At 39.1% G+C, this 18,912-nt stretch carries 11 protein-coding genes and 2 pseudogenes; 10 read left to right on the top strand and 3 right to left on the bottom strand.

Features of this window, described 5'->3' with window-relative positions; genetic code table 11:
* The first annotated feature begins 80 nt into the window (after positions 1-80).
* The 5 genes and pseudogenes from G4420_RS18280 to G4420_RS18260 form a co-directional block, all read left to right on the top strand.
* A complete protein-coding gene (locus G4420_RS18280; protein WP_163325386.1) occupies positions 81-3,344 on the top strand; it encodes a glycoside hydrolase family 2 protein in 3,264 nt (1,087 codons plus the stop codon).
* 28 nt (positions 3,345-3,372) lie between these two features.
* Entirely contained in the window at positions 3,373-5,841 is a 2,469-nt protein-coding gene (locus tag G4420_RS18275) for a glycoside hydrolase family 95 protein (protein ID WP_163325385.1), read from the top strand.
* 1 nt (position 5,842) lies between these two features.
* The gene (locus G4420_RS18270) at positions 5,843-8,083 is read left to right on the top strand and encodes a GH92 family glycosyl hydrolase (protein ID WP_163325384.1); all 2,241 of its coding nucleotides are present in this window, start codon (positions 5,843-5,845) and stop codon (positions 8,081-8,083) included.
* Between the two features lie 174 nt (positions 8,084-8,257).
* Positions 8,258-8,367 (top strand): annotated as a pseudogene (locus G4420_RS18265) (transposase); the annotation flags it as partial.
* A 121-nt stretch (positions 8,368-8,488) separates the two neighbouring features.
* Positions 8,489-8,710, top strand: a pseudogene (locus tag G4420_RS18260) (ankyrin repeat domain-containing protein); the annotation flags it as partial.
* 1,181 nt (positions 8,711-9,891) lie between these two features.
* On the opposite strand, the gene G4420_RS18255 reads toward G4420_RS18260, so the two are convergent.
* Positions 9,892-11,112 carry a site-specific integrase gene (locus tag G4420_RS18255; RefSeq protein ID WP_163325382.1) on the bottom strand — a complete coding sequence of 407 codons (1,221 nt, stop codon included), beginning with the start codon at positions 11,110-11,112 and terminating at the stop codon, positions 9,892-9,894.
* A gap of 1,397 nt (positions 11,113-12,509) precedes the next feature.
* Between G4420_RS18255 and G4420_RS18250 the strand changes: the two genes are divergently transcribed.
* The 5 genes from G4420_RS18250 (at position 12,510) to G4420_RS18230 (ending at position 18,109) form a co-directional block, all read left to right on the top strand.
* Positions 12,510-13,571 (top strand): pyridoxal-phosphate dependent enzyme, encoded by a 1,062-nt coding sequence (locus G4420_RS18250; protein ID WP_163325381.1) that lies wholly within the window; start codon positions 12,510-12,512, stop codon positions 13,569-13,571.
* Between the two features lie 3 nt (positions 13,572-13,574).
* Positions 13,575-14,648 (top strand): DUF1611 domain-containing protein, encoded by a 1,074-nt coding sequence (locus G4420_RS18245; RefSeq protein ID WP_163325380.1) that lies wholly within the window; start codon positions 13,575-13,577, stop codon positions 14,646-14,648.
* Positions 14,645-16,162, top strand: a complete 1,518-nt coding sequence (locus tag G4420_RS18240) for a hypothetical protein (RefSeq protein ID WP_163325379.1) — start codon at positions 14,645-14,647, stop codon at positions 16,160-16,162. Before G4420_RS18245 ends, G4420_RS18240 begins: the two co-directional genes overlap by 4 nt.
* On the top strand, positions 16,146-16,946 hold the full coding sequence (locus G4420_RS18235; RefSeq protein ID WP_163325378.1) for a creatininase family protein: 801 nt from the start codon (positions 16,146-16,148) through the stop codon (positions 16,944-16,946). The genes G4420_RS18240 and G4420_RS18235 overlap by 17 nt, the downstream gene beginning before the upstream one ends.
* 98 nt (positions 16,947-17,044) lie before the next feature.
* Positions 17,045-18,109, top strand: a complete 1,065-nt coding sequence (locus G4420_RS18230; RefSeq protein WP_163325377.1) for a mandelate racemase/muconate lactonizing enzyme family protein — start codon at positions 17,045-17,047, stop codon at positions 18,107-18,109.
* 139 nt (positions 18,110-18,248) lie between these two features.
* On the opposite strand, the gene G4420_RS18225 is transcribed toward G4420_RS18230, so the two are convergent.
* Positions 18,249-18,578, bottom strand: coding sequence for an STAS domain-containing protein (locus G4420_RS18225; protein ID WP_163325376.1), 330 nt, complete (start codon positions 18,576-18,578; stop codon positions 18,249-18,251).
* Positions 18,579-18,627: 49 nt separating this feature from the next.
* Positions 18,628-18,873 (bottom strand): hypothetical protein, encoded by a 246-nt coding sequence (locus G4420_RS18220; RefSeq protein WP_163325375.1) that lies wholly within the window; start codon positions 18,871-18,873, stop codon positions 18,628-18,630.
* Positions 18,874-18,912: the final 39 nt, after the last annotated feature.

The following is an 18,912-nucleotide window of genomic DNA, read 5'->3' as shown; positions in this document are numbered from 1 at the left end:
GAGCTAAAATTTCGTCGTGGTTAAAAAATGACAAGATGTGGAAGATTATTCAGTAAACTAAAAACGAAATAAGTAGAATCATGAAAATAAAACTACTATACCCTATCTTAATAATATTGCTGTTACTGGTATTTTCAGAAAGTGTTTGGAGCCAGAAAAATTACAAACACGTTTTTAATCCGATGAAGAGCTTTGTTGATGCGACTGAAAAACCGTTACGTGACGAGCTAATTTTAAACGGTAGATGGCAGTTTATGCCAGTGTTTGAGAATAAGATAGAGCAGTTTCAAAAGCCCGATAAGTTTGAATGGGAAACAGTTCCATTGAAAGTTCCGTCTCCCTGGAATATAAACTCGTTTGCCGAAGGCGACGGGGGCGATTTCCTTGCTTATCCGTCCTATCCTCAGAAGTGGGAGGAAGCGAAAATGGGCTGGATAAAAAAGGATTTTGAACTGCCTGAAAGCTGGGCAGAAAAGCTGGTAAAATTGCATTTTGAAGCCATTGCGGGATTTGCTAAAATCTATGTGAATGGTCAACTCGCAGGTGAAAACCTGGATATTTTCTTTCCAACCGAACTAGACATTACCGCTTTTTTAAAGCCAGGTAAAAACGAAATATTGGTTGGAATTGCCAAAGCCAGCCTGACTGACGACCAGGGAAAATACGGACGACGAAATTATGTGGCCGGTTCGTTTTGGGGACAACACATTGTGGGTATCTGGCAGGATGTTTCGCTAATTGCAGTTCCTGCGATTCATATTTCCAATGTTTTTGTTCAGCCAGATGTAGCAAATGATCAGTTGGCATTTGAGGTAACAGTTCAGAATAATACAGCAAAAGAGCAGAGTGTACAACTGGATGCGTCTATCAAAGAATGGTTCAAGGATAAAACCGATGATGTCAACCTTGCCCCGGTTCAGAATGGTATTTTGAATGGTGAAGTTCTTCAAATCGCAGGCGACAGCAAAGTTAAAATTGCAGCAGGAGAATCTGCCATCTTGAAAATTAGTGCAACAGTTGACGGCAAGTTAAAATACTGGACCCCTGAAACTCCTAACCTTTATGGTTCAGTTATCAGCCTGAAAACAGGTAAAAAGAAAGTAGCAGATATTAAATATACGCGCTTTGGCTGGCGTCAGTTTACTATTGACGGAACCCACTTTTTGCTGAACGGCGAGCGTATTGTTTTAAAAGGTGATTCGTGGCATTTTATGGGAGTACCCCAAATGACACGACGTTATGCCTGGGCCTGGTTCCAAATGCTGAAAAATGCCAACGCCAATGCTGTGCGTTTGCATGCTCAGCCTTACCCATCATTTTACCTGGATGTGGCCGATGAAATGGGTATTTGTGTGCTGGATGAAACAGGGATATGGTCGAGCGACGGTGGACCAAAAATGGATTCGGATGACTATTGGGAGTACTGCAAAGATCATGTAAAAAGTCTGGTAATGCGCGACCGTAACCATGCATCTGTATTTGGCTGGAGTGTTTGTAACGAAACGCTTCCTGTTGCGATTCATGTTTACCATGCACCCGAAAGCATTGTACAACGGCAAGTTGATGAGATCAATAATTGGATAGCTATTGTTAAGGAGAATGACCCAACCCGCGACTGGATTTCAGGAGATGGTGAAGATATGCGCCCGACTGATCTGCCAACAGTAATAGGGCATTACGGAGATGAAAACTCGATGAAAAACTGGTCGTCTCAGGGTAAACCATGGGGAGTAGGAGAAACCGGAATGGGGTATTACGGAACACCTAAGCAGATTTCGGCAATAAACGAAAACCGGGCCTACGAATCGCAGCTGGGAAGAATGGAAGGCCTGGCGACAGAAGCATACGACCTGATTGGGAAACAGTTGGGCTACGATGCTTCATATGCCAGTGTTTTCAATATTATCTGGTACGGATTAAAACCGCTTCCGTTTGGTTTGAAAGACACTTCTCGTCCTTCAATTCCTGAGGACGGTATATTTTTCCCCGAGTATCAGGAAGGAATTCCGGGGATGCAGCCGGAACGTTTGGGCCCGTATACCAGTACGGTTAACCCGGGTTACGATCCAGGTTTGCCTTTATATGATCCATGGCCAATGTTTCATGCTATCCAGGCGATAAATTCTAATCCCCAAAAAAACTTCAAAATTGAAGAAAAGAATAGGTTGGGAGAGATGCAGCCCTTACCAGAAAAAATAAAACAGGTTGGAATTATTGCTGGAGAAAATAGCGGTTTAAAAGAATACCTGGTCAACATGGGAGTTCCTTTTGTTGATCTGAATGCATCACAAGAAGTAAACTGTGGCCTAATAGTCATCGATGGGCGAACAGCTACGTTGGGTACAGATGATCAGCAAATCATAAAAAGCGCAATTGAATCAGGAGCAAAAATATTGGTTTGGGGAGTTAAGCCGGAAAATCTTTCAGGTTTGAACAAAGTGTTGCCTTACCCGGTAAAATTGACCAACCGTGAAAGCACTTCTTTTATTTTGAAATCAGCCGACCCGGTGCTGGCAGGGCTGGGAAATAAAGACTTCTACTTTACCGAGCTTATACGACGTCCGGTAATGACAGACGGTTTAAGTGGTGATCTGGTAAAAAATGGAACCATTCTGGTTGAAGCGTGCAACACAGACTGGGGACGCTGGAATGCGCGTGCCGAGTATTTAAAAACGGCGGCAGTATACCGCAGCGAGCACGAAGCTAAACCGGAAGGAACCGCTATTGTAAAAGTAGCAACTGGTAATGCCGAATTTTATATCAGCAATATTAACCTGCTTTCACTAAGATCAGAAGGAGAGGATTTATTCAAAAAACTTTTAACTAATTTGGGAGTAGAACTAAAAGATGTATCAGTGAACAGTTTGCATGCCTTGTCTTCGGATGGCGAATTAGTGCGTGCGTTAGTCCTAAAAGCAGATGCAGGCCACGGAACGATGGGTAATGGCCAGTTTATAAAGGAAATTGGGAAAAAAGGGGATCCAGAAATGGTACAATCAGGAGCACAGGGTTTCCTTGATTTGGGGCGAAACGTTGAAGTTGCGTTAAGTTTCTGGGTTTACAGTCCGCGCTCAATGGTTGACTTATTGGTAGAGCCGGATATGCCCAAGCTTGATTTACGGGTAGAAGGCGACCAGGAAGCCAGTATCTTTGTAAACGGGAAATCATTTGACAAAGCAGAAGGAGATCAAATACTGGAAAACCTTCCGTTGGAGAAAGGCTGGAACCACCTGTTCATAAAAATGAAGAGGAGCATGGAAGGAAAAGACTGGCAGACTAAAATCAAGCTTGAATCGAATAAGGAAGAGTTTATAGAACAGTTGAATTCGGCTGTAGCACAATAAGTTGATTTTATAATTAAATTATCATATGATGAAATCATATTTATTAATCGTTTTACTTCTAGCTGTCAGCTGGGTAGTTGGGGCGCAAAATGCAGAGTTGCCTGCCAGTGTACGTAAAGGTGAGATTTCTGCAAACTGGCTTGATCGCGCTAAAATTTACAGCGGCGCATCAAAGCCCGACGGTCAATACGTTTTGTGGTATCAACGACCTGCAAAGATATGGGAGGAAGCTATGCCGCTTGGTAACGGAACACTGGGAGCCATGGTTTTTGGTGGTGTTGCTGACGAACGTATCCAGTTAAACGAAAGTTCGTTGTGGGACGGTTATCCGCTTGATCCAAACGATCCTTCATCAACTGAATATCTTCCCGAAGTACAACGCTTGCTTTTTGAAGGTAAGAATAACGAAGCGGTGAAATTGGCAGAGCAGCACATGATGGGGCGTCCCCGCGGAGTGAAGCCTTTTCAGTCGTTAGGCGAGCTTTGGTTTGACACGCCAATTCTGAACGCATCGAATTATGTTCGGAGTCTGGATTTGGCAACTGCGGTAACAACCACCAGTTTTTCAGCTAACGGGGCAGAATATACAAGAGAGGTATTTATTTCTCCGGTTGACCAGGTAATGGTTGTTCATTTTACAACAAAATGCAAAGATGGTATTCATTTCAATCTTACTTTGAAAAGACAGAAAGATGCTGTTTGCGAATCCGTTTCAGACGATTCCAATTCATTGTTATTAAAAGGTAAGATCGACCGTAAAGACGAAAGCGGAAAACAGCGCGGATTACGTTTTGCAGCGCAGGTGAAAGTTGTAACAAAAGGTGGAAAAGTAGATGTTGAAAATGATGTAATGAAAGTGTCGGGTGCCAAAGAGGTAACATTGCTGTTAAGCGGTGCAACTAATTATCCCGGGTTGGATAAATTGGCAAAAGGTGCCGATCCATCTATTGACCCCGCTGCTATTTGTGCCGAAACAATTTCGAAAGCAGAATCAAAAAACTACAAAAAATTAAAAGCAGACCATATTGCAGAACACCAGCGTTTGTTTAACCGTGTTGATCTGACATTGGGCGAAACAGCTGCATCAACACTTGCACTTCCAACCGACAAGCGCCTTGGGTTGGCGAGAGAAAAAGGTACTCCTGATAATAGTTTGGTGGAAACTTTTTTCCAATACGGAAGGTATCTATTGATTTCAAGTTCACGTCCGGGAACTATGCCGGCTAACTTGCAAGGTATCTGGGCATGGCAAATGAACCCGCCATGGAACGCCGACTACCATACGAATATTAACTTCCAGATGAACTACTGGCCTGCAGAAATCACCAATCTTTCGGAGTTGCATATGCCAATGTTCGATTTAATGGATGCATTGGTAGAACCAGGCGCTAAATCTGCAAAAGTATTGTACGGAGCCGATGGTTGGGTGGTTCACCATTTAACTGATCCGTGGGGATTTACAGCACCTGCCGATGGCCCGCAGGGAATTTGGCCGGTTGGAGCAGCATGGTTGGCACAGCACCCTTGGGAACATTACGCTTTTACAGGCGATGAAGCATTCCTGAAAGACCGTGCTTATCCTTTAATGAAAGGTGCAGCTGAGTTTATTTTCGATTTTCTGATAGAAGCACCGGAAGGCACAGCTTGTCCTGGAAAATTGGTTACCAATCCATCGTATTCGCCCGAAAATGCCTTCTTTTTACCTGACGGAAGTACAACCGTTTTTACCTATGGTGCTACAATGGACCTGGAAATCATTCATGATTTGCTGACACACTGTATTAAAGCCTGTGAGATTTTAGGTGAAGATGCAGTGTTTAAACAAAAATGTGAAGAAACGTTGGCTAATCTTGCTCCAATCCGAATAAGCGAGAAAACCGGCAGAATTATGGAGTGGGCAGAAGATTACAAAGAAGTAGAACCACATCACCGTCATACTTCGCATTTGTTTGGCTTGCATCCCGGAAACCAGATCACCACTTTGGGTACGCCGGAATTGGCTGAGGCTGCACGTAAAACGTTGATTGCCCGTGGCGACGATGGAACCGGCTGGGGATTGGCCTGGAAAATAAACATGTGGAACCGTTTACAGGATGGCGATCATGCTTATAAGTTACTGTCGGTTTTGCTGGCTTCTAAAACATTGCCGAACTTGTTTGATAACCATCCGCCATTCCAGATTGATGGTAATTTTGGCGCAACGGCAGCGATTGCCGAAATGCTGGTTCAAAGCCAGTCGCAAAATGAAGATGGCAGTTACAATCTTCAATTGTTGCCATCATTGCCAACAGCATTGAAAGACGGATCGGTGAAAGGACTAAAAGCGAGAGGGGGATTTGTTGTCGACCTGGTTTGGAAAGATGGCAAAGTAACCAGCGTTAAGATCCTTTCTAAAAATGGAAATTCATTGCATGTTTCCGATGGAACAAATAAATACGATGCAAAAACATCGAAAAAAGAAATACTTAAACTGGATCAATTACTTAATAAAATATAAAATGAAACATTTTGTGAAAATTGCGCTATTTGCGTTAGCAATATCGTTTTTAGCGTCCTGTGAAACAAGTACCGCAGAATCCGGTTCTGCGACAAAAGAACCGGTAGATTATGTCAATCCGTATATGGGCAACATCAGCCATTTGCTGGTGCCAACATTCCCAACAATACATTTGCCCAACAGCTTGTTACGCGTGTATCCCGAACGTCGTGACTATACAGAAATAGAATTGAATGGTTTACCATTGATAGTTACCAGTCACCGTGGAAGTTCGGCTTTCAATTTAAGTCCTTTTCAGGGAGAAGAACACGAGTTGAGACCGGTAATACAGTATCGTTACGATCAGGAAGAACTAACACCTTATTCCTATTCTGTTTACCTCGATGAACAAAATATCCAGGTTGATTATGGTTTATCTCATCAAGCAGCAGTCTACGAAATCCAGTTTGAAAAAGATGCTCCGGCCTATCTAATCCTGAATTCCGGAAACGGAGGAATGAAGTGGGACGGGACTGCAATCAGTGGTTACCAGCTGATAGAAAATAACACCAAAGTATACATCTGTATGGTGCCGGGAGAATTACCACAACAGGTTTCCAGCATAAATCATTCCGGCCTTTTTGAAGCAACCAGTGCCGAAGGACGCAATGCATGTTTAATATTGAAGTACCCTGAAGGAACTAAAAAACTAGACCTTCACTACGGTATTTCCTTTATCGATGAACAGCAAGCGAAGGTTAATATGGAGCGAGAAGTTGCCGGAAAAACAGCTGCCGAGCTACAAAAAATAGGACGCGAAGTTTGGAACGAAGCTTTAGGCGAAATAGCGGTAAAAGGCGGAACAGAAGATGAACAAACGGTTTTCTACACTTCGCTGTACCGTTGTTTCGAGCGCCCGGTATGTATCTCTGAAGGAGGTCGTTATTACAGTGCCTTTGATGGAGCTGTGCACAATGACAATGGACGTCCGTTTTATACCGACGACTGGATTTGGGATTCATACCGCGCACATCATCCGTTAAGGGTCTTGATCGACTCTAAAAAGGAAGAAGATATCCTGAATTCGTTTGTATTGATGTCGGAACAAATGGATAATTTCTGGTGGCCAACTTTCCCTGAAATTACTGGAGACAGCCGTCGTATGAACTCGAATCACGGTGTGGCATCGGTGATTGATGCTTATCGCAAAGGTCTGCATAACTTCGACCTTGAAAAAGCATACAAAGCCTGTAAAGGTGCGATTACCGAAAAGACTTTGGCACCTTGGTCAGGAATGCCGGCCGGGGAATTGGATCAATTTTACAAAGATCACGGTTACATTCCTGCATTGTATGAAGGCGAAAAAGAAACCATTCCGGAAGTACATTCTTTCGAACGTCGTCAGCCGGTTGCCGTTACTTTAGGAACTTCTTATGACGAATGGTGTTTGTCGCAAATTGCTGAAGAGCTTGGAAAAACGGAGGAAGCCGAATATTTTAAAAAGGCTTCATTCAACTACCGAAATCTGTTCAATGCTGAAACAAAATTCTTTCATCCAAAAGATAAAGACGGCAAATTCATCGAGCCATTTGATTATAAGTTTTCAGGAGGAATGGGGGCACGTGGATATTATGGCGAGAACAATGCCTGGACTTATCGCTGGGATGTACAGCACAATATTCCTGATTTGATCAGTTTAATGGGAGGAAAAGAAGAGTTTGTGAAGAATCTTGATGCTACATTTACCGAGCCACTTGGTCGAGGGAAATATGCATTTTATGCGCAATTGCCTGACCAAACCGGAAATGTTGGACAGTTTTCAATGGCTAACGAACCTTCGTTACATATCCCGTATTTGTACAATTTTGCAGGCGAGCCATGGAAAACACAAAAGCGCCTGCGTAAATTATTGCACGAATGGTTCCGTAACGATTTGATGGGTGTTCCTGGCGATGAAGACGGTGGTGGCATGTCGGCATTCGTTGTATTTTCTTCCATGGGATTCTATCCGGTAACACCGGGCGAACCTATATATACCATTGGAAGCCCGATATTTGAGCATGTATCAGTTGCTTTGGGAAACGGAAATATCTTTGAAATTGTAGCAATAAATACATCGGAAAAGAATAAATATATACAGTCGGCCACTTTAAACGGTGAAGCACTGGATACACCATGGATTACGCACGAAGATATTTTGAAAGGCGGAAAACTGATTTTCGGAATGGGACCAAAAGCAAACAAATTATGGGGAGTTGAATAAAATAGTTTTTCTATAGATTTGAGTTTTATAGTAAAGCCTGTGAGTCGTTTAATTCGCAGGCTTTTTTTATTTGCATCAATTAACAACGGAATTATTGAGTTAAATCTACTATCCTTGAAATGTAGCACTTCCAAAACTTTCATGATGAGATTCTTGGACAACTGGTATAGTAAAAACATGAAAATCTCGCTAATGCAGATTCCGGATAAGTACTGCTTCGTAAAAGAGCATTGGTAGAATCGGTAAACGATGAATTGAAAAATATTTGCCAAATCAAGCATACGACGGAAACACAGATATTGTGTAGCTTTTCATTAATATAGGAGTAGATGTAAATTTTACTGACGAATTCGAGAGAAAAGCATAAGGGTATGATCAACAGGACCATTTGCAAACACCGTTTTAACCTTATTAGAGGCTGGGGCAGAACCAAATTTGATAGAGAAAGAAGAAAATTGGACTGCCGCGATGACGGCAGCTGTAGAAGGTCAGCTCGACGTTTTAAAAACACTTATTGCTTATGGTGCCGATCTTGATATGGTCGATATTGATGGCGAATCTTCATTGGATTTTGCCAGTTTAGACGGACATACGGCTGTAGTTGAATACATAGAATCAAAAGAATAAATAGTCAATTATTGCCAACGATTAAAGCATAAACAGAACTAGTATAAAAATAAAACAATTATTGTTTAGACTATTTCTGATTCCGGTAAGAGGAGCGAGACTTACATTGCTAAAAATATCGGATGAGCGATAATTTAATAGAACTTGGGATTTTGGCCGCTAAACTTCTTGCTATAAGAGATTGACGAAATTGCAGATTATTCTCGCAGGAATATCATACTTTCATGGAACGCTATCAAATACCAAATTGGTTTGTTTGAACAGTTCAATAAATACACTAGAATCAAGCCATATTATATCAGTTTATTTTTTGCCTTGTTTCAGCGATGAAATAAAAGGTTTTAGAAACCTGTTCCTCATATTTGTATAAGAGGTTATGCATCTGGTACTTACTGACTTGAAAGTTTCCTGTATCAGATTTGATACAGGAAGTGCGATAGGAAGTGATACAGGAAGTGCGAAATTTTTTGCCCACGAAAAAAAGAGCTATTAAAAGTTTATTAGATTTCCCTATGCCACGGCATATCACACTCGCAGTCTTCAATTCTCCTCCATTCGTTCATACTTCATGTAACCGGCGTTGTTTTGTCTTTATATGTGAAAAGCCTTAGGCATCGCACGGAAAGAACAGCCCCTTTGTTTCACGGCAGGACTGTACTTTCTTTAGCCTGCCGCCTTGCATGTTACTGTAGGTATATAAATTTGAAAGATGGAAAACAAAAAAAGAAAGCCAAAGTTAGCCATCCTACCCACAGTCCTACCCAGATTTAAATACAAGGCTAAAGTAAATGCCCTGATATTATAAATTGAAAGCTGAACGTATGGATTAATAGTTTTCAGGGCAGCCTTGTATTTAATCACGGATGGCAAGTCTGTGACTTTCTTTTCTTTTTTTTCTTTTTTTCTTCTCTTTTGGGGATATTTTATTTTACAAAATAAAATGAATAGAGGCTGTTCTCATATTCTTACCCTCAAGACAATGAGTTAGTTGGTAGGGGAGGGGTTGGCAAGATGTGATTTTGTTTCACAAAATCCCTTGTGCCTATCCGGCAAGGACTTTTAATCTGCCGATTAAAAGCTTGATTAATTCTTCGAATTAAGGTCTTTAAAGAAAGATGAAAATGATTTTAAAAAAACAATGTCCATTGCGATTTAGGCAACGGACATTGAAATGTAATTCATCAAATTGCTTTTTTCTTTTCACTAAGTCTTGTTTGAAGCAAATCCATGTCTTCAGAGATTTTCTGATCCAGAACTTTTGCATAAATCTGCGTTGTTTTTAATGAGGTGTGTCCGAGGATTTTAGAAACAGTTTCAATAGGAACTCCGTTTGCCAGTGTTACAGAAGTTGCAAAAGTATGCCTGGCAATATGCATTGTTATGTCCTTATTGATGTTGCAGATATCACCCAGCTCTTTAAGGTAACTATTCATTTTTTGATTAGTTAAAACCGGAAGTAATTTTCCACTATTTTCATTTTTAGGATAGTTCGAATACTTATTCAGGATTCTTCTTGCTTCAGGTATTAATGGAATCCGGCAACGATTACTGGTCTTGGTCCGATCAATAATAATCCAGTCCTTCTTGTCGATTCCTTTATGCAGATGACTTTTGTTTAGTTTATAAATATCAGAATAAGAGAGACCGGTGTAACAGGCAAAAACAAAAATATCGCGAACAACTGACAAACGTTCAATCTGTATTTCTTTTTCCTCTATTCTTGTAAGTTCTTCAATCGTTAGAATTTCCCTATGCGTCGGCTCAAGTCCTACCTTATACTTATTGTATGGATTTTTTGAAATATGTTCCATAGAAATAGCCAGGTTTAGTACTCTTCTTAAATGTTTATGGTAATTCCATGCCGTATTCTGATGGACTTTAAATTTTTGTTTGAGATAAACATCAAAAGCATCTAAAAATGCAAATTTTATTTTTTCTACAGGGAAGTCATTTTGTTTATACTTAAATCGGATAAAAGTTGCCAGTCTTTTTCTCGACGACTTATAGTGTTTGTAAGTCTCCATCGAGTATCCTTTATTTAATTTGGCAAGGATACTTTCTAGGTAATAATCAAAGATTTCTAATATCCCCTTTGAGTTAGTTACCTGCAATAAATAATCTTTGATCGTTTTTACCGAATAATCTTCTCCGCTTGATCTTAGCTGATTGAAATAGTCTTGAATTTCGGTTTTTAGTTTATCAAGTCTTTCATTGACAGTGTACGCATTCGGAGCGCGGTCTTTAACTCTTCCTTTTGCATCACTCCAATGTTTGGGTTGAATAAACAATCCGGTGGAAAGATCTACTCTTTTTGATTTAACCGTGAACCTAACATAGATGGGCAGTTGACCATCATCATTTAACCTCGATTTTCGAGGATAAAAATGGATAATAACTCTCATAATTACCTCCTTTTAAATTGTTAATAAATGATTCCGGTTGATGCTTAAAACTACTGAATATTGAGTAAAATTAAAACAGTAAACAGCACCAAAAAGAACCAAATAAAATGTTAAAAATCAAATAATTATAGAGTTTCGAGGGACCGTGATTTTGTGAAAATTGCTATGGTCCCTCTGTGGTCCCTCCAAATAAGGCTATATATGGCCTTTATTGGTATTTTGTTAAAAAAGAAAAGCGCTTAAAATCAATGATTTAAGCGCTTTTTCTGTTTTTTAGTTTCTTAAAACGTGCCCAGAACAAGACGATTCTGGGATTTGTTATGCGCTTATAATCAATTTCTTATAGAAGTCATTTTTTTATGTTCTCGGTAAAGTCTCTCTTCTAATACAGCGTTATTATTTTCTAAATCAAATATACAAAAATGGATTAATATTTGGGGTAGTTATGGCATGATTTGAATGCCAGTCCATTTATCCCTTTATATCAGAGATTTATGCAGTCTTGTTTTTTGCATGTTACCGTATCGGTCACTTTTAAAGAGATTTTCTTATTATTATAGAAATAAGAAATTAGACATGAAAAATCAAAAAGTTCATGATTCATTAATTTTAAGATTATAAATCCTTTTAGATACTTGATATTAATTTTTAATCTTTTATAATCTAATATGAGATATGGATTTAGAGAAGTTTTAATATTGCATTGTGCATATTTGCTAATTGATTATTCCATTGTTAGTTAATGTTTTAAATTCTATTTGAACAAATCCCATTGTTTTGTTTTTGGAAAAGAATAAAAAGGATAACCATTTTTGTTTTGATTTCAAATACATTATCTGCCAAGCGTTAGAAATCATCATATTGCTTGGGATATTTTACCTCTGCTGGAATGATATTGTCGATCGAATTAATAACACAATAATTAGTAACTCTGCCTGTACTTTTGCATAGAAAAGCGATAGAAATGAATTTTGGCATTCAACAGTGTAGCGCTATGATCAAGTGTTTCTTTCCTCTCAATAAAATACTGAAGTAGGTCAGAATACGGCTTCAATAACCAAGAAATTGTCATTTTGAATAAGGATTGAACCTGATTAAAGAGATTACGCATTAATAACAAGCAAATAATAGGTTAATCCACTGAAAATCATTAGGAGAATTAGATTAGGCAGAGCTATCTGTTTGTGTAAATTTTTTGAAACTTTTTTTGGTTTAAAAACGATTAAATTGAGTGAAAACTTATGTCCCGGCAATAGGAGAAAATATTATTTGGAGATGAAAGATTGTATAAATGGATTGTCGGTTGTATGAGCTAAATGGAAAGTAGTTTGCGTAACTATGACAAATTGAGTGAGTGTTGCATTAACGTAGAATTACGTTAGCCACAACTTAAAAGTATGAATATTTTAGATGGTGTTAAAACAGCAGATATAAAGATTACCACAGAGGTAGGCAATTTATCTGAAATGGTGAAAGACACAAGTTTGTCGCTGATTGATAGATTAGAGTCTTTCGAAGATATAATTTCGCTCGAGGTAGGAGACACTTCGCTGAACCGCCTGCGAAACCTTGAGAGGGAATTGGATATCCGTCAACTTTTTGTAAAATATGAAGGAGAAAATCCTACAGGCACGCAAAAAGACAGAATTGCTTTTGCCCAGGTTCACGATGCTTTCCGAAGGAATTATGATACAATAGCCTTGGCAACATGTGGGAACTACGGTGTAGCGGTTGCTTATGCATCTTTTCTGGCTGGCATTAGTTGCAAGATATTTATTCCAGAGTCTTATCATACAGAACGAATTAGAGAAATGCAGAATTTTGAAGCAGAAATCATTCGGCTTCCCGGAACTTATGAGGACACTGTATCGGCTTCAAGCAGGCTTGCGAATGAAAATGAATGGTATGATGCAAACCCGGGAGGTTCAAATACATCATTACAGCTTGCCGCCTATGCTGAAATAGCAACCGAGATTTATGATCATTTAAGGGATGCTCCAAAATATCTTGCAGCTCCGGTTTCTAACGGAACGTTGCTTGCCGGAGTGTATCGTGGCTTTGTAAACCTCTACAAAAGAGGGAAAACTTCGAGAATTCCGGTATTTGTTGCTGGTTCAGCCTCTTCAAAGAATCCCATTATCGCTTCCTTCAAAGCCGGTTTAGATACCTGCCGCGACATTGATCCAAAAATAATAAAGGAAACCAGCATTAACGAGCCGCTTATCAATTGGCATAGTTTCGACGGTGACGAAGCTCTTTATGCAATCAGGCAATCCGGAGGGGAGGCGCATTATATCAGTGACAAGAAATTGAAAGATATGAGCACTTTTCTGCATAAAAAGGAAGGTTACAGGATATTGCCTGCTTCAACATCAGGACTGATTGCAATGCTTGAAATTCATAAAAAAATGAATCTGATAAACGATAGATATGTTGTCATTTTAACCGCAAGATATTGAAAAATGAAACGAACAACAATTGATGGGAAAGCCCTTGTTTATTGCGATGAAGCATTTAATACACCAAATGGAAAAACAGCACATGGTCTGGTGCGTTTTACAACAAGATATAAAGTAATGGGTGTGATTGATAAAAAGTATTCAGGTTTGGATGCCGGCCAGGTGCTTGACGGTCAAAACAACGATATCCCGATATTTGAAAGCCTTAAGGTGGCATTGCAAAAATTGGGTGCCAACAACAAACCGGAAACTTTGGTTATTGGACTGGCACCTGATGGAGGAAGGCTGCCTGCCGAAGCAAAAATTGTAATTAAAGAGGCGCTGGAGCTGGGGTTGAATGTTGACAGTGGACTACATGATTTTCTTTATAAAGATGATGAAATCATGAGTATTGCGAGAAAAAACAAGTGTCGTATCCGGGATATTAGACGAACACCCGACCGCGACCAGCTACATTTTTTTACCGGAAAGATAGACGAAGTGGAATGCCTGAAAATTGCACTTTTAGGAACAGATTCAGCCATAGGAAAAAGAACCACAGCCTGGATTATCGTTCATGCTTTTCGCAAATCAGGCTTGAAAGCAGAAATGGTTGGGACAGGCCAAACGGCATGGATGCAGGGGGCAAAATATTCGATGATATTGGATAGTTGTATCAACGATTTTGTTTCGGGGGAAATTGAACATACGGTTTATGATGCCTGGAAAAATGAATTGCCGGATCTTATTGTAATTGAAGGTCAGGGAAGCTTGATGAATCCAGCATATCCGGGGGGATTCGAAATACTGGCTGCTGCACGACCGGATTACGTAATTTTACAACATGCCCCTAAAAGGCTGGAATATGATGGTTTCCCCGGTTATAAGCTACATCCGCTTCAAGAGCAAATTAATGCCATTGAAATTATCTCCGGAAAAAAAGTAATTGCAGTAACAGTTAACCACGAGGAGATGGGGAAGGAGGAGATATTACCTGCCTGTGAGAAAATTACAAAAGAGACAGGCTTGCCGGCATTTGATGTTTTGGAATATGGTGCTGATGACTTAGTTAAGCTTTTAAAATCATACCTCAAGTGATAACATTGGATTCATTCATAGCAATCAACAAACTTTCTGTTAAGAATATTCAAATTGAATCAAAGAAAGTAAAGGCAAGTTATTGCATAAAGAACTATAACGGTGAATCAGAATCATATGATCTGGCATACACTTACGAAAAGCCATATTTTAACAAGAAGTTTTACCGAGACGTAAACCTGGCCTCGATGATGTTGGCCCAGGTCGCTCTAAATTATGGCTTATTCTGTGAAACCATCGAGTTTGATGGGCTTTACGACAAAACCGATCAGCAGTTTATTCTTGATATGATGGAAAATACTTCGCGGGAAATACTCACGAATAAGTTGCGAATAAAAAATGAATTTCTAAAACCTGCATATAACAACCTTCAACCGGAAAAAAGAGAAAGGTATACGCAAGCAAAAATCAATTTTATTAATTCACAGTACAATAATCTAAAGGCAGATGCTAATGTAGTGCAAGTGGATATGGATAAATACGCCATACTTAGCAGTGGTGGAAAAGATAGTTTACTTACCTATGGCATTATTAGCGAAATAGGAAAACCGCATCCGGTATTTATCAACGAAGCAGGTCGGCACTGGTTTACTGCTCTAAATTCATATCGATATTTTAAACAGCATGAACCAAATACAGAAAAGCCATGGTGCAACAGCGACCGCTTATTTAATTGGATGTTAAAACATTTACCATTTATAAAGGAAAATTATGCAAGCATCAGAGCTGATATTTATCCGATACGATTGTGGACTGTTGCGGTATTCTTATTTGGTGTTTTGCCGATAGTACTTCAAAATGGTTTGGGAAATATTCTTATCGGCGATGAGTATGACACCACTATAAAAGGAAATTTGTGTGGTATTTCGCATTATAACGCGTTATACGATCAGAGTAAGTATTTTGATAATGCCATGACCCGGTATTTCATTCGAAAGGGGTGGAATACCTGTCAATATTCAATTTTGCGTAGCCTTTCAGAAATGCTTATTATGAAGATTCTGATAAAGCGTTATCCAGAACTCCAACAGCATCAAATCTCCTGCCATGCGGCGCATAAATTGGGAGAGCGAATGTTTCCATGCGGAAAGTGCGAAAAATGCAGAAGGATAATTGGTATGATTAAGGCCCTCGACGAAGATCCGGGAAAATGCGGATACGATAAAACACAAATTCTATACGGATTACATGCATTGGCTTGCAGGTCGATTAAGCAAATTAATAGCGATGCAGCTCATTTATATTATTCATTACTTGATAAACAACTAATAGAGGAAAATGCTTTTACGAGAAGTACAGCTAAACGACATCCCGAAATTCTCAAATTAAGATTTGATAAGGAAAGAAGTAATCTGGAAGATATGCCCCAACATATTCGCAAACCATTGTTTGAGATTTTGTCTCAATACTCAAACGGAGCCGTTCTTCGGGAAAAGCACCAATGGAGAGAAATCGTGTTAAATGATGATTATTTAAATAAAATAAAGTACAAGTACAATGAAAGATACCAATAAATATCCGGAGTATATGTGGGCATCTTTGTCATGGCCCGATATTCAAGAAAGACTGAAAATAGTAGATACAGCGATTCTGCCTTGTGGCGCTATAGAACAACATGGGCCTCATTTGCCGCTTGATGTGGATTATTTCGATGCAAATTATCTGGCGAAAAAAGTTGCTGAAAATTGTAATGATCCCAAACCTTTTGTTTTACCCCCAATACCTTATGGAGTATCCTATCACCACAGCGATTTTAAAGGAACACTTTCTGTTACTAATAATGCACTGTCTGCTCTTGTGTACGATATTGGAATGAGCCTGGCACACAACGGAATAAAAAAGATAGTGATTTTAAATGGCCATGGTGATAATGTACCAACGCTAACTTATGCTGCACAAATGATAAACCGCGATGCACATATTTTTGTATGTGTTGAATCTGGTGAAACTAGCGATGTTGATCTTTATAATTTAGTAGATACACCAAACGACATTCATGCCGGCGAAATTGAAACAAGTACTTGTTTGGCAATCCGACCCGATTTAGTTGATATGGATAAGGCAATTGATGATACACTGGATCTGGATAATGTATATCTTGATTATACTTCCGAAAGGGGAGTAAGGTGGTATGTACACACCGAAAAACTGACCGCTTCGGGGGTAATGGGAAACGCAACACGCGCCACTGCTGAGAAAGGAATGAAAATGTGGGAAATTATGATTAAAAAGATGGCGGAGTTTGTTGAGACAATAAAAAACACACCCTCTGACGAGCTCTATCAAAACAGATATTAAGAAATGAAGCCGCCATGCTAAAATTTCTGACACATTACGGAATATCTATTTTGGAGGGAGTTTCGACTTAACAATAGAAATCAAATAATTTTACGACGATGAAAATCACCAATATTGAATATTTCAGGCTTGATATGGCTCTGGCTATTCCTTATACAATAGCATATGAAACGGTAAGCAAAACAACTAATATCATTCTTAGAATAGATACCGACAAAGGTATTACAGGCTGGGGATGTTCGGCTCCCGATCTGGAAGTTACGAATGAAAGCCCTGAAGATGTTATTTCTAATATTGAAAACATTGTTATCAGGCTGCTAAAGAACCAATCACCCTTTCAGATTGCTCATTTTACCCATATATTGAAACAACTTTGCCCAAGAGCGTCATCGACCAGGGCAATGGTTGACATGGCCCTGTTTGACTTAATGGCACGCAAAGCAAAGCTTCCGTTATACCAGCTGTTGGGTGGGTATAAGGATAGAATTGCAACAAGTATCACTATTGGAATATTATCCGTTAAAGATACTTTAGATCAGGCCGGGTATTACCTGAAACAAGGATTTACGATTATAAAGCTCAAAGGAGGATTAAACCTGGCTGAGGATATCGAGAAAATACTTAAGATAAGAGAAAAATATGGAAACGATATTGTTCTTCGTTTTGATGCCAACCAGGGGTATTCTTATGCCGATGCGATTGAATTTGTGGAAAAAACGAAAAGTGCAAAGATTGAAATACTGGAACAACCCACAAAACAAACCAAAGATGATCTACTGGGGAAATTGACACAGAATATTGATCTCCCTGTTATGGCTGACGAAAGCATTCGAACATTAAAAGACGCTTTCAGACTGGCAAGTAACGATTTAATTGATATGGTAAATATTAAGCTAATGAAGGTAGGGGGTATTCTCGAATCACAACATATTAATGCTGTAGCGAAAGCTGCCGGGTTGGAAACAATGGTGGGATGTATTGATGAATGTGCTTTAGGTATTTCGGCGGGTCTTCATTTTGCTCTTAGTCGGCCTAACATCGAATTTGCCGACTTGGATGGACATCTTGATTTAATAGATGATCCTTTTAGTGATTTATTCTTTTTAAAAAAAGGTGTTTTGTATCCAACTCATGATTATGGTCTGGGAAAAATAAATTTATAACCGTATTTATTATGCGGTGGAACTATGCACTATTTCCAGGAAATATAACCTGAAATAATAGCGAATTAAGCTGTTGTATTTTAGTCTCAGCATTACGATGTGGATTTTTCGAAGATTAACTTTAGTTGCCCAATTAAACTTACAGCATATCTGTTTCCAGTTCTTCCCGGGTTTTAAGTCGTCTGGAATTCAGGAATGACAGTTTGGTTGAGACAAAAGGCTCTGCATTAATAAAAACTATTTTGCATTTTTTTGCATTGGCCTTGTTCACTAACTCTTGAATGATTTTGTAAGCTCCAATGTTCATAGAATATACACCTTTCATATCAACTGTAATTTCACGGTGAGGTTTTATAATCATAGAGAGTTCCTTTTTAATTAAATTAGAGTTGTATCTGTCTAATTCTTCTGTCCTGTGTTCAAGAGTGGCCATGTAATGGCCTTCTCTTGTTTTCTTTATTTTCAACATTTTTTTTAGTTTTAATTGTCATTGCTTAATTGACTTCTCCGTATCACAATTAGTGCGCAATCTTTACTTTTTTCTTCTCCTTTAATAGAGTTTGTTTTTCTACAACAGGCTTTGCAATCGGCCTGTGATAATATTTTTCATCATGGAATTTTACATTTTTTGTTCTGATTTGGAGAAAAGATTTATTTACAGGTTTGAATATAACTTTGCTATTAGGCAATCCTGATACTATTGCAGTGGCCATTTTACCACCGAAAGTTATTATTTGGTGTATAGGGTTTTGTTGTGTTTTCATTGTAATTCTTTCTTCCAATATTATATCAGCAAACTCACA

Source organism: Draconibacterium mangrovi (genome assembly GCF_010586825.1).
GTDB lineage: Bacteria > Bacteroidota > Bacteroidia > Bacteroidales > Prolixibacteraceae > Draconibacterium > Draconibacterium mangrovi.
Note: the sequence above shows the minus strand (reverse complement) of the source record. Positions and strands in the feature narration are given on the sequence as shown.